Raw genomic sequence first — 12,647 nt, forward strand, 5'->3', positions numbered from 1 at the left:
GCCGAATGTGAATTATATCACGATATTATTCGTTAATGGTTAGTTTCTTTACATCGCCGTTGCGAGTTGTAATCACATAACCATCCGACAATAACGTCGGGCCAACTGCCAAGCCACTATCATCGACAAACTGCTGCGCAACAAATTCGCCCGTTGAACGATCCATCCAGTGAAGGTAACCAAGCGTGTCACCGACAACGAGATAATTGCCAACAATAACTGGCGCTGTAAGTTGTCGGTGCTCAAGCAAGCTGTTTTCCCACAACTCAGTTCCGCTTCGTGAATCAACGGCAACAACATGATCTTTTTCCGTTATCACAAAGATGCGGCTACCATCTGTAGAAATGTCTGTTGCAGATGAGTAATTACGCTTCCAAATCGGGTTCGCTGAACGCAAATCAATGGCGATAAGTTGACCATTGTATCCAATGGTGAAAAGAGTACCGCCTAGCACAATTGGCGATGAATCAACGTCAACCAAACGATCAATTTCTGTCGCGCCTTTTGGCGTACCAACAGGCTGTTGCCAAATCAACTGACCACGCTCAACGATAGCAGCTGCGAGTCGGCCATTTGCCGTTCCCCAAAATACACCGCCGCCAATTGCAGTCGGAGTACTGTCGCCACGTAAAGTTAAGTTCGGCACTTCTGTGCTCAATGCCCAGCGTTGCTCACCTGTACTCTCATTAAGGGCAATCAGCATGCCTCGGCTAGTATTGATGATAATAAGGCCTGAATCTGCAACTGGCTTCGCCAGTACCTCACCACCAACTTTTACACGCCAAACAATTTCACCTGTTTCTTGGTCAAGAGAGATGACTTCACCATTCTCAGAGCCAATGTAAAGGTTTCCGTATGCCGCTGTGATACCACCAGAGAGACGAGCAATGACATCTTCTTCTAGGTCCGTTTGCCAACGTTGTTTACCATTCTCAGGATCCAGCGCTTTTACTAAGCCATCACGACTTGCCACGAACAATGTATCATTCGCAAACACAGGGGATAGTTTTGAAAAGTAATGACCAACACCATCGCCAACCGATGTGCTCCACTCACTACTGGTTGTAAACTGACTGTCTACCTGAGGTAGTGGCGCCATTACAATGGTGTCTTTCTCACCTGCACAACCGGCAAGTACTCCCATTGTTAACGCCCCTAGCAAGGCTTTCTTAAAGACTCTTTTCATCCAATGCGGTCCTTATTTCGCCAGATCGTCCAATTTCATTTGTAGTGTCGGGCTTGCATCTGCCGCTTGCTGAGCTTCAGTATACGCAGCGTACGCAGCATCTTTGTCACCTTGGCGAATCGCAATATCGCCACGAAGTTCAGCAATACGACCTGTCCATGCTGTATCAGTGACGTTACTTAGCTCTGCCGTTGCAGCGTCGAAGTTACCCATTTCCGTCTCAATACGCGCAATGCGGTAACTAATCAATGGTAACAACGCAGCATCTTGAGTGTTGCTTTGCGCCCACTTCAGTTGCTCCAATGCAGCAGAAAGGTCTTGAGCTTCAACTTGTGCTTTAGCAAGTTGTAGTGCAGCCAATACTGAATATTCTTTTACTTCATTTGACTCAATGAAAGCTTTCACGTCAGCTTGAGCATCAGTGCCTTTGTCTTGCAAAGCATTCATTGCTGTCGTGTAGCTTTGAGAAGCTGCTTCACTCGCCTGAATCACAGAATCCTGGTAGTAACGCCAGCCAAATAGACCACCTAAACCAACAACCGCACCGATGATGACGGCTTTGCCGTTTTCCTTCCACCAGTCTTTAATGGCTTCAACTTGTTGTTCTTCAGTATCGTAAAGTTCCACTTCCTGTCCTCTTAAAACATGTAAATGGCAGCTTAGCTGCCATTGTTCCTATTTCGTTTAAAGGCTCCACATTTGGGAGCCTTAGCTTACGAACTAGGATGTAATTTTGTTAGATTACTAAAAGACTTAAATCAGTGCTGCGATCTTTTCTGCAACTTCTGCTTGGTTGTAAGTCTCTTGCTCACCACCAGCTAAGTCTTTCAGTACTACGGTGTTATCCGCAACTTCGTTTTCGCCCAGAACCAATGCTACAACAGCACCAACTTTGTCTGCGCGTTTAAACTGTTTCTTGAAGTTACCGCCACCGAAGTGATTCATCACACGAACGCCTGGAACAGACTCGCGAAGCTGTTCTGCTAGCTTCATTCCTGCCATCATGGTGCCTTCACCCGCAGTGACTACGTACACGTCAACACTGCGACGAACGTCTGTCAGTTCCAACGTTTCTAGCATCAGTACTAGACGCTCTAGGCCCATTGCAAAGCCGACCGCTGGTGTTGGTTTACCACCTAATTGCTCTACAAGGCCATCGTAACGACCACCGCCACATACAGTGCCTTGAGCACCTAGGCTCTCAGTGATCCACTCAAATACCGTGCGATTGTAGTAATCCAGACCACGAACTAGACGTTCGTTAACTGTGTATTTGATACCTGCAGCGTCTAAAAGTTCACATAGACCTGCGAAGTGTGCTTTAGATTCTTCACCCAAGTAATCTGAAAGGCGAGGCGCATCACCTAAAATAGCTTGAACGTCTGGGTTCTTCGTATCCAGAACACGCAGTGGGTTCGTGTGCATGCGACGCTTACAATCTTCATCTAGCACATCAATATGTTGCTCAAGGAATGCAACCAGTGCAGTACGGTAGTCTGCGCGGTCTTCTTGAGAACCGATAGAGTTCAGCTCAAGACGAACATGTTCATTGATACCTAGCTCACGCCATAAACGCGCCGTCATCATGATAAGCTCTGCATCAACATCTGGACCATTTAGACCAAACACCTCAACACCACACTGGTGGAATTGACGGTAACGACCTTTCTGCGGACGTTCATGGCGGAACATAGGCCCCATGTACCACAGACGCTGTTCATCACGGTTGATCAGGCTGTTTTGGATACATGAACGTACACAACCCGCCGTACCTTCTGGGCGAAGTGTTAGGCTGTCGCCGTTACGGTCATCAAAAGTGTACATTTCTTTTGAAACGACGTCTGTTTCTTCACCAACAGCGCGGCTGAATAGGTTTGTTTCTTCAACGATTGGCATGCGCACTTCGTTATAACCGTATGCGCTAATTACATTTTTCACTGTGTTTTCTAGTTTTTGCCACAGTGGCGACTGAGTTGGGAGGCAATCGTTCATGCCTCGAATTGCTTGAATTGTTTTTGCCACAATACTTACCGTAATTCTCGTTGAGATTAATCTTGTACTTTAACTTCGATGCGGTTTTCGCCATTCATCATAGCTGCTTTCGCACGGATCTTAGCTTCTAGCTTATTCACAAGGTCATCGTTATCAAAGCGCTCTTTCTGGCGTTTACCATCTTCGTAGAATGCGCTCTTCTTGTTACTACCTGCTAGACCTAAGTGAGAAACTTCTGCTTCACCAGGGCCGTTTACCACACAACCGATGATAGACACATCCATTGGCGTGATGATGTCTTCTAAACGTTGCTCCAGTGCATTCACCGTACCAATCACATCGAATTCTTGGCGTGAGCAGCTTGGGCACGCAATAAAGTTGATGCCTCGAGAGCGAATGCGCAGAGATTTAAGGATGTCGAAACCGACTTTGATTTCTTCAACTGGATCGGCAGCCAAAGAGATACGCAGCGTATCGCCTATCCCTTCAGATAACAGCATACCTAAGCCAACAGATGACTTAACAGCGCCAGCTCGAGCACCACCCGCCTCTGTGATACCTAAATGAAGAGGCTGATCGATTTTCTTCGCCAGCAGACGATATGAATCCACCGCAAGAAAAACGTCTGAAGCTTTCACGCTAACTTTAAATTGGTCAAAGTTAAGACGATCGAGATGATCTACGTGACGCATCGCCGATTCAACCAAGGCTTCTGGCGTAGGCTCACCGTATTTCATCTGTAGATCTTTTTCCAAAGATCCACCATTGACACCAATACGGATCGGGATGTTTTTATCGCGAGCGCAATCAACAACAGCGCGAATGCGCTCTTCATTGCCGATGTTACCAGGGTTGATACGTAAACAGTCAACTCCGTACTCCGCAACTTTCAGCGCGATACGATAGTCGAAATGAATATCAGCCACTAATGGTACAGAAACTTGCTGTTTAATCAGTTTGAAAGCTTCTGCTGCGTCCATCGTAGGTACAGAAACTCGAACGATATCTGCGCCGACTTTTTCTAGTGCTCGGATTTGAGCGACTGTCGCTTCTACGTCAGTCGTGCGAGTGTTAGTCATTGACTGTACTGCAATTGGCGCACCATCACCAATTGGCACATCACCCACATAAATACGCGTCGATTTACGACGAATAATTGGAGATTCGTGTTGCATAATTTTTTATAACGGTAGAGTGAATCTAGCTACTTTGCCTGAAGTATACCCAGAAAGGTCGACAGGTTCACTTGCAAATGTCATTGTAACCCCTTCCGGTGCGCCTAATATCACTTTAAATGGCGCTTTTCCGGTAAGTTCTACATCTTGTCCTGGCTTATGAGTACCACTTACCAGCGTTTTACCATTGGTGTCTTTTACTTGAATCCAACAGTCCGCTTTAAACTTCATAGTAAGAAGTGTCATGCCTTCAGGTACTACTGGCGCAGGCTGTTCCTCTTCCGCCGCTTCAATCACGGCAACAGGTTCTTCAGAATCTACGCTTGTTGTATTTTCAGTTTCAGTCAGCAAAGGATCCGCCCCTTGCTCAACGGGTGCTTCAGTCAATTCAGCAACACCTTCATTAGTTGAAGCAACTTCTTCAGGAGTGCTTGCGATTAACTCTTCAGCCGTCATCAAATCGATATCAGCTAATTCTTGAGCAGTGGGCTGCGGCGCTTCAACACTCGAATCCGTTACTTCCTTAGTTAGGCTATTTTCTTGTTGGTTTTGCCACCACCATGCCGCTGAAATGCCAATAATGACCAGCCCGATAACCCAAGTAAGGAGCATAATACGGCTATTGTGCTTCTCGTCTTTTGTTTTACGAGAGAAGCTTTGCATTTCAATTTCTTGCTCTTGAGGCTGAGCATCGGCAGTCTGCTCTAACGCCGTCAAAACCACCTTCTCATCAAGACCTACGAATTTAGCGTAAGAGCGTAAGTAACCACGCGTAAATGTCGCGACTTGTTGAGATTCAAATCGGTTATTTTCAATATCTTCAATCACAGAAATGCGAAGCCTCAGGCGATCGGCAACTTGCTTTTGGCTCATTCCCAAGGATTCACGTTTGTTTTTCAGTAATGTGCCAGCTTCAATAGAGAGTGGCACTTCATTCGTATTTTCGTGTTCTGTCATAATGGCGGTATTTAATCTGTTTTAGTGGCTAACGTGGTCATGTATTTTCGTTATTGTTCTTAAGCCTCTTTAAAGATAGCTAGCCTAAACGCGTTAACCAAAAATAATAATTTTAAGAAACTCTCAGCGATCTGAGTGCGAATACCCGTTTTGCAAAAATCAGCAAAACGTATGTGAGAAAGTGCTGAGAATTATCGGTGTCATCGTTAGTGTTACATATCATGATAAGCGAATGCGCAACGAAGACAAAAACTCTTTACACTCAAACTAACAGATAGCTCAAGCTTTTGTCCAAACTTTGACAAAGGAATTCGAAATTATACCCAAATAACCTTAAGTTGAAGAGTGATAGTCACAAATCTTTGCGAAAATGTCCTAAACAATAAACAAAATAGCCAGAGCGAATGGCTCTGGCTATTTTTGAATTCCGGTCGTTTATACAGCTTTCACTTCAATGGTATCGGCACCGCGTGACGCTTTCAGCATTGCCGTACGTTTAGTTCGGTCAATTACATCACCGACCAACTGACCACATGCGGCATCAATGTCATCACCACGTGTTTTACGAACCGTAACTGTGTGCTCGTATTGCATCAATGTTTTTTGGAAGCGATCAATACGTGAGTTACTTGGTTTCTTGTAAGGTGAACCTGGGTACGGGTTAAACGGAATCAAGTTAATCTTACATGGTGTGTCTTTCATCAATTCAGCCAGCTCGCGTGCATGGTCCATGTCATCGTTCACATGATCAAGCAACACGTACTCGACTGTTACTTTGCCACGGTTTGCATTCGATGAAGCAATGTAACGACGAACGGATGCTAGGAAATCTTGAATATCCCAACGATCGTTAATTGGCATGATTTCACTACGCAGCTTATCGTTTGGCGCATGAAGAGAGATCGCCAACGCAACGTCGATTTTGCCCGTCATCTGATCAAGACCAGAAACCACACCTGATGTTGATACGGTTACGCGACGCTTCGACAAACCAAAGCCAAGGTCATCTAGCATTAACTCCAATGCAGGAATCAAGTTCTTCATATTAAGAAGCGGCTCACCCATGCCCATCATCACGACGTTCGTAATTGGGCGACGGCCTGTTTCTTTCTCAAGACCAATTTCACGTGCAGCACGCCACACCTGACCGATGATCTCTGAAACTTTCAAGTTACGGTTAAAACCCTGCTGTGCTGTTGAGCAGAACTTACATTCCAATGCACAACCTACTTGAGAAGATACACAAAGCGTTGCGCGATCATCTTCTGGAATGTAAACCGTTTCTACATCCTGATCACCAACCTTCATTGCCCACTTGATCGTGCCGTCTGAAGAATGCTGAGCTTCTGCTACAGTTGGTGCTTTAATTTCACACTTGTGTAAAAGCTTTTCGCGCAGCTTCTTGTTGATGTTTGTCATTTTTTCGAAGTCATCTACACCGAAATGGTAGATCCACTTCATAACCTGATCGGCACGAAACGCTTTCTCGCCAAGTTCTTCCGCGAAAAACTGACGCATGCCTTTGCGATCAAAGTCGAGTAGATTGATTTTTTCAGTGGTCATGTTGCCTCTCAATGACTGAAACAAGAATAAGGGCGCGAATTGTACAGCCTTTATGCAGCTACAACAAGGGGTGTAAGACCCTGAGTTTGCTAAGGCATTAAAATAAAAGCGATTAAATTTTAAACAGACTTTGCGGTGAGAATAATGATTAGACAACCGACAGCAAAAGCGTAGAAGTGATACAGAGAAAACAGTGAGAACAAACACACTTAACTAAGCTTTCCCACCTGTAAGATGCTCAGATTAGCCAACGTCTTCGCGAATAATTACGAATGAACTCGCCGGTGAAATGGAGAACGCGGAATAAAAAACCTCGGACAATTCCGAGGTTATTACGAACTAGATCATCACGCAAAAGTGATGCATGAACGAGTTAGCGAGAGAAAACTTCTGATTCAGGGAAGAAAAACTCAATTTCACGAGCGGCAGACTCAGGGCTATCTGAACCATGAACTGAATTGTGACGCATGCTGAGTGCGTAATCAGCACGCAAAGTGCCACATGCCGCGTCCTCTGGGTTGGTTTTACCCATTAGCTCGCGGTAACGTGCAATCGCATTTTCGCCTTCCAATACCTGAACCATAATAGGGCCAGATGTCATGAACTCTTTTAGAGGAGGGAAAAACTCTTTACCTTCATGCTCTGCATAAAAGCCGCTTGCCTGATCTTCTGTCAGGTGAACCATTTTGGCAGCGATGATACGGAGGCCAGCCTTTTCAATACGATTGTAGATTTCACCAATTAGGTTTCGCTCTACAGCATCAGGCTTAATGATTGAAAATGTTCTTTCTAGAGCCATAAAATTTCCTTTCTGTACTTGTAATAATAGTTGTGCTTTTAAAGTGACTTACTGGGTAAGAGCAGCACTCAAACAAGAGAGTGCTGCAATCAATCTTATTTTCCAGCTTGCTCATTGAGGAAACGAGCAAGTGTACGAACACCCATACCCGTTGCTCCCGCAGCCCATTTATCAGAAGCGGCTTTACGATACGTACCCGCACAGTCGAAATGTAACCAGCCTTTTTTGTAGTCCTCAACGAAGTAAGACAAGAATGCAGCTGCAGTACTTGCACCTGGAGAATAATCACCAGAGCTGATATTCGATAAATCGGCAAAATTAGATGGCAGCATTTCTCGATGGAAATCAGCAAGTGGTAGCGGCCACAAGCCTTCTTTTTCCTGGCTTGCCGCCGTAAGCGCTTGATGCGATAGCTCATCATCAAAGCTCATTAGCGCATGGTAATCGTTACCTAACGCATTCTTCGCTGCGCCTGTTAGCGTCGCGCAGTCAATGATTAACTCAGGCTTTTGCTCACTGGCGTAGATAAGACCGTCTGCAAGCACCAAGCGACCTTCCGCGTCGGTATTCATAATCTCAACGGTTTTGCCGTTTTTGTAAGTGATGATGTCGCCAAGCTTAAGGGCACGGCCAGAAACCATGTTCTCAGCACAACACAAGATCAGTTTTACGCGCTTGTTTAAACCGCGCAAGATAGCTAATCCTAGGCCACCAGTGATAGTACCCGAGCCACCCATATCTGCTTTCATTGCACTCATGAAGGTAGAAGGCTTCAAGCTGTAACCACCGGAATCAAAGGTGATGCCTTTACCCACAAGACATGCGAATACAGGTGCGTTTTCGTCACCAGTTGGGTTGTAGTCTAACTGAAGCATCGCAGAAGTACGCTCAGAACCACGGCCTACTGCGTAAATACCTTCCCAACCTTCTGCCAACAAGTCTTTGTCTTTGACGATACGAGCTGTCACCGTGCCTTTCGGCGCAACAGATTTGATGAATTCAGCAGCCATTGTCGCTAGCTGACGAGGAGCAACTTCTTCTGCCGTTTTGTTGATAATATCGCGGGTAAAATCAGTCGAAGTAATACGAGCTTGAAGCTCTGCTTGATCTTCATCAGACAATGCAGCCCACTCAACTGAGCCATGTTTTTTAGGGTTACGGAACCCTTGGTGGAAAGCCCATACGCTCTCTAGATCCCAGTTATCACCAGAAAGAAAAATAGAACGAATTCCTTGGCCATCTAGCTGACGAGCTGCACGTTGAATTGCGCCGAGATCATGACCTTCACCTAAGTGAATAGTTGCGCCGTTTTCAGCGAATGAAAGCAGTGCTTTTTCACCCCAATGTGGTGCTGCCGACTCTTGACTTAAAAATACAGACATCTGTGTAGACATGGTTTCTCCTTGTCTTATAGCAGCGTTGCCTACGCTGCTTCTTTTTAATAACTCACGGATGTTAGCATTATGTAGGGCAAAAATGTCAATTGGATAAAAAAACGGACCTAAAGGTCCGCTTTTTTTAGTAAGAATTGTTAACTAGGCTGTGTTTTACAGACTTAGTCCGCTTCGTCCATCCAGCACATGATAACGGCTTCTAGAATCTTTTCATTAGAACGGTTTGGCTCATCGTCAAACTCATCTAACTCCATGATCCATTGATGAAGATCGGTAAAACGCACTGTTTTTGGATCGACATCTGGAAACTTGTCACAAAGTTCAATCGCGATATCGCGAGAATCTGTCCATTTCATTGCTCATCTTCCTTTTGCTTCTTCCCTATATTGGGAAGATAGTTTTAGTGATCTTCTGAAGCGTGGTTTAGTGTGTATTTAGGAATTTCTACCACCAAGTCTTCATCAGCAATTCTCGCCTGACACCCTAGGCGTGACTCAGGCTCTAGACCCCACGCTTTATCTAGCATGTCGTCTTCTAGTTCTTCACTTTCTTCAAGTGAATCAAAACCTTCACGGATGATTACGTGGCAGGTAGTACACGCACATGACTTCTCACACGCATGTTCAATACCGATACCGTTTTTTAGCGCTACGTCTAGAACGGTGTCACCAGAGTTTGCTTCCAACACTGCACCTTCTGGGCACAAATCGTCGTGTGGTAATACAATAATCTTAGGCATAACTACTTATCTCTTATATATCGTCTACTGATTGACCTGACAACGCAGCTCGAATCGATTTATCCATACGGCGTGATGCGAAATCTTGGCTCGCTTTATCGGTATCTTTAATGCCTTGCTCTATCGCATCTGCATCATCACCATTACGCAGCTCAATCAAGGCTTCGATGGCTTTAATCAAGTTTTGTTTCTCTTGTTCTGATAGTAAGTCATCACCATCAGCTTGCATCGCTGCAATCAAACCTTCTATCACTCGGTCGGCTTCAACACGCTGCTCAGCTAAGGCACGAGCTTGCATGTCTTCTTTTGCGTGCGTCATTGAATCACGCAACATATCCGCCACTTCATTGTCACTTAAGCCGTAAGAAGGTTTTACTTGAATCTCTGATTGAACACCAGTGCTCTTCTCCATTGCCGTAACAGAAAGAAGGCCATCAGCGTCAACTTGGTAAGTCACGCGAATATGTGCCGCACCCGCTGCCATCGGAGGAATACCTTTTAACGAGAAGCGAGCAAGTGAACGACAGTCATCAACCATTTCACGTTCACCTTGTACCACATGAACACTCATCGCCGTTTGGCCATCTTTGAATGTGGTAAATTCTTGCGCACGCGCAACGGGAATCGTAGTGTTGCGGGGGATGATCTTCTCGACCAAACCACCCATGGTTTCAATACCGAGCGACAGTGGAATCACATCAAGAAGCAACATTTCAGAGTCAGGTTTGTTACCCGCTAGGATATCAGCTTGAATACCCGCACCGATTGCAACAACTTCATCTGGGTTAATGCTTGTCAGTGGTGTACGGCCAAAGAATTCGCCAACCATTTCTCGTACAAGCAATGTGCGTGTTGAGCCACCGACCATGACTACTTCAAGTACATCTTCCGCATCTACATCCGCATCTTTCAGCGCACGTCGGCAAGACATCAGGGTTTTCTTCACTAGCGGACGAATCAGATCTTCGAACTGCTCGCGAGTCACGGTGCCTTTCCAACCAAAAACGTCAACGTCAACACTGTCTTGCTCAGAGAAAGCAATCTTAGCTTCAGTAGCAATGTTCAACAGTGTACGGTTCTTTTCTGCAGAAAGCGGCGCTTCTAGACCCGCTTGCTCCATTAAATAATCGGCAAATAGATGGTCGAAGTCGTCACCGCCTAATGCAGAATCGCCACCTGTTGCTAATACTTCAAATACGCCTTTCGATAAACGTAGGATAGAGATATCAAAAGTACCGCCACCTAGATCGTAAACCGCAATCACACCTTCTTGACCAGAGTCTAGGCCATAAGCAATTGCCGCAGCGGTTGGTTCATTAAGTAGACGGAGAACATGAAGACCAGCTAATTTCGCCGCATCTTTTGTACCTGCACGTTGCGCGTCATCAAAGTAAGCAGGAACGGTAATAACGACACCTGCTAACTCACCACCTAACGTATCTTCAGCTCGCTTACCCAATACTTTTAGGATGTCCGCAGATACTTCAATCGGGTTTTTGTCACCTTGAGGTGTTTGCAGAATTGGCAGGCCGTTTTCACTCTCTTTAAAACGATAAGGAAGTGAAGAGTAACGGGACTGAATGTCCTTTAATGAACGACCGATCAAACGTTTTACAGAGATAATCGTGTTCTCTGGTTCAAACTCTGCTTTGGCTTTGGCTTCGTGGCCGACCGTTAACGTTTCCTCAGCGTAATTAACGACTGAAGGTAAAATAGTACGGCCCTGCTCGTCCGCAAGTGGAGTTGCATCGCCGCTACGTACAGAAGCAACCAAAGAGTTGGTAGTACCTAAGTCGATACCCGCTGCTAACTTATGCTCATGAGGTGCCGAGCTTTGGCCCGGTTCTGCGATTTGAAGTAGTGCCATGATAGGTCCTTGTCACGCTTACTAGCCGAGGAGTTTGTCTTCGACTAGCTCAATTTCGTTCTTTAGTTTGGCAATGAATTTTAGCTTACGAACTCGGTCTGCGGCTTCAGCCCATAGACCATCATCAAGCTCTTGCTCGACGCTTGCCAGATGCTGTTTGTACATTTTGCTGACCTTAGAGTCGAAGTCAAAAAGCGCCGATTCAGGATCGGAGCTGTCAGCAATCTCTTCCAGTTCTTCGCGCAGTTCCATTTGCTCCATTAAGAACATCGGATCTTGCATTGTTTGCTGTTCACCTCGGATCTCAACACCTTGCTCTGCGAGGATATACTCGGCGCGAGAAATAGGATTTTTCAGAACTTGATAGGCATCGTTGATTTGCGCCGCCTTTTGCACCGCCATCAAACGGTCACGTTCTGAGCCCGCTGCAAAGTTATCCGGGTGGAAGCGTTTTTGTAGTTCTCGGAACTGAGAAGAAAGAAGGCTACCATCCAGCTTAAACTGACTTGGTAGCCCAAATAATTCAAAGTGATTCATTAAGTTCGGGTCCTAGTAAAGCCTTCCGGACTCGTTTGCCCAGAAGGACAATCAATTAGACGTTGAAGCTTTCACCACAACCACATTCACTTTTCGCGTTAGGGTTGTTGAATTCAAAACCTTCATTCAACCCTTCTTTCACGTAATCCAATTCAGTACCATCTAGGTACACTAAGCTCTTTTGATCGATGATAATTTTCACTCCAGAGAGTTCAAATACTTCGTCTTCTTCATTGAGTTCATCAACAAACTCAAGTACGTATGCCATGCCGGAACAACCAGTCGTCTTCACTCCAAGACGTAAACCGATACCTTTGCCTCGGTTATCTAGGAATGCTCTTACGCGACTTGCCGCTGATTCTGTCATTGTGATGGCCATACTGCACCTTAGTCTGTCTAAATTTCGATTGGAATGGGAGCGTCAAAGCTCCCATTATA

The 12,647-nt window shown here is 45.5% G+C and carries 13 protein-coding genes; all 13 read right to left on the minus strand.

The features are described 5' to 3' along the window. Positions 1–25: 25 nt before the first annotated feature. Complete coding sequence (gene bamB, locus R7E78_RS07330; protein WP_005381696.1) at positions 26–1,186, minus strand: outer membrane protein assembly factor BamB; 1,161 nt, start codon at positions 1,184–1,186, stop codon at positions 26–28. Between the two features lie 12 nt (positions 1,187–1,198). Beyond that, positions 1,199–1,813: a YfgM family protein gene (locus tag R7E78_RS07335; protein WP_005381697.1), complete on the minus strand. Its 615-nt coding sequence runs from the start codon at positions 1,811–1,813 to the stop codon at positions 1,199–1,201. Positions 1,814–1,939: 126 nt separating this feature from the next. Continuing rightward, entirely contained in the window at positions 1,940–3,208 is a 1,269-nt protein-coding gene (gene hisS / locus R7E78_RS07340) for a histidine--tRNA ligase (RefSeq protein WP_005381698.1), read from the minus strand. A 26-nt stretch (positions 3,209–3,234) separates the two neighbouring features. Continuing rightward, positions 3,235–4,353 carry a flavodoxin-dependent (E)-4-hydroxy-3-methylbut-2-enyl-diphosphate synthase gene (gene ispG / locus R7E78_RS07345; protein WP_005381699.1) on the minus strand — a complete coding sequence of 373 codons (1,119 nt, stop codon included), beginning with the start codon at positions 4,351–4,353 and terminating at the stop codon, positions 3,235–3,237. A gap of 6 nt (positions 4,354–4,359) precedes the next feature. Further along, complete coding sequence (gene rodZ / locus R7E78_RS07350; protein WP_005383707.1) at positions 4,360–5,310, minus strand: cytoskeleton protein RodZ; 951 nt, start codon at positions 5,308–5,310, stop codon at positions 4,360–4,362. 435 nt (positions 5,311–5,745) lie between these two features. Then, positions 5,746–6,873 carry a bifunctional tRNA (adenosine(37)-C2)-methyltransferase TrmG/ribosomal RNA large subunit methyltransferase RlmN gene (locus R7E78_RS07355; RefSeq protein WP_017633913.1) on the minus strand — a complete coding sequence of 376 codons (1,128 nt, stop codon included), beginning with the start codon at positions 6,871–6,873 and terminating at the stop codon, positions 5,746–5,748. A 373-nt stretch (positions 6,874–7,246) separates the two neighbouring features. Then, positions 7,247–7,672, minus strand: a complete 426-nt coding sequence (ndk, locus tag R7E78_RS07360) for a nucleoside-diphosphate kinase (RefSeq protein WP_005381702.1) — start codon at positions 7,670–7,672, stop codon at positions 7,247–7,249. A gap of 95 nt (positions 7,673–7,767) precedes the next feature. Further along, entirely contained in the window at positions 7,768–9,066 is a 1,299-nt protein-coding gene (gene pepB / locus R7E78_RS07365) for an aminopeptidase PepB (protein WP_151514537.1), read from the minus strand. Between the two features lie 161 nt (positions 9,067–9,227). Beyond that, on the minus strand, positions 9,228–9,422 hold the full coding sequence (gene iscX / locus R7E78_RS07370) for a Fe-S cluster assembly protein IscX (protein WP_005381711.1): 195 nt from the start codon (positions 9,420–9,422) through the stop codon (positions 9,228–9,230). A 44-nt stretch (positions 9,423–9,466) separates the two neighbouring features. Beyond that, positions 9,467–9,805, minus strand: coding sequence for an ISC system 2Fe-2S type ferredoxin (gene fdx / locus R7E78_RS07375; protein ID WP_005381713.1), 339 nt, complete (start codon positions 9,803–9,805; stop codon positions 9,467–9,469). A gap of 13 nt (positions 9,806–9,818) precedes the next feature. Further along, positions 9,819–11,672, minus strand: coding sequence for a Fe-S protein assembly chaperone HscA (gene hscA, locus R7E78_RS07380; RefSeq protein WP_053302969.1), 1,854 nt, complete (start codon positions 11,670–11,672; stop codon positions 9,819–9,821). A 21-nt stretch (positions 11,673–11,693) separates the two neighbouring features. Further along, a complete protein-coding gene (gene hscB / locus R7E78_RS07385) occupies positions 11,694–12,209 on the minus strand; it encodes a co-chaperone HscB (protein ID WP_186584452.1) in 516 nt (171 codons plus the stop codon). A 55-nt stretch (positions 12,210–12,264) separates the two neighbouring features. Then, positions 12,265–12,588 (minus strand): iron-sulfur cluster assembly protein IscA, encoded by a 324-nt coding sequence (gene iscA / locus R7E78_RS07390; RefSeq protein ID WP_005381717.1) that lies wholly within the window; start codon positions 12,586–12,588, stop codon positions 12,265–12,267. Positions 12,589–12,647 lie beyond the last annotated feature (59 nt).

The sequence above is a fragment of the Vibrio sp. YT-19(2023) genome, from assembly GCF_033337395.1.

Excerpts from the sequence above, each read along its gene's own strand:
- iscX (WP_005381711.1), bottom strand. The coding sequence starts at position 9,422 with ATGAAATGGACAGATTCTCGCGATATCGCGATTGAACTTTGTGACAAG.
- iscA (WP_005381717.1), bottom strand. The coding sequence starts at position 12,588 with ATGGCCATCACAATGACAGAATCAGCGGCAAGTCGCGTAAGAGCATTC.
- hscB (WP_186584452.1), bottom strand. The coding sequence starts at position 12,209 with ATGAATCACTTTGAATTATTTGGGCTACCAAGTCAGTTTAAGCTGGAT.
- hscA (WP_053302969.1), bottom strand. The coding sequence starts at position 11,672 with ATGGCACTACTTCAAATCGCAGAACCGGGCCAAAGCTCGGCACCTCAT.
- pepB (WP_151514537.1), bottom strand. The coding sequence starts at position 9,066 with ATGTCTACACAGATGTCTGTATTTTTAAGTCAAGAGTCGGCAGCACCA.
- bamB (WP_005381696.1), bottom strand. The coding sequence starts at position 1,186 with ATGAAAAGAGTCTTTAAGAAAGCCTTGCTAGGGGCGTTAACAATGGGA.
- ispG (WP_005381699.1), bottom strand. The coding sequence starts at position 4,353 with ATGCAACACGAATCTCCAATTATTCGTCGTAAATCGACGCGTATTTAT.
- ndk (WP_005381702.1), bottom strand. The coding sequence starts at position 7,672 with ATGGCTCTAGAAAGAACATTTTCAATCATTAAGCCTGATGCTGTAGAG.
- R7E78_RS07355 (WP_017633913.1), bottom strand. The coding sequence starts at position 6,873 with ATGACCACTGAAAAAATCAATCTACTCGACTTTGATCGCAAAGGCATG.
- fdx (WP_005381713.1), bottom strand. The coding sequence starts at position 9,805 with ATGCCTAAGATTATTGTATTACCACACGACGATTTGTGCCCAGAAGGT.
- rodZ (WP_005383707.1), bottom strand. The coding sequence starts at position 5,310 with ATGACAGAACACGAAAATACGAATGAAGTGCCACTCTCTATTGAAGCT.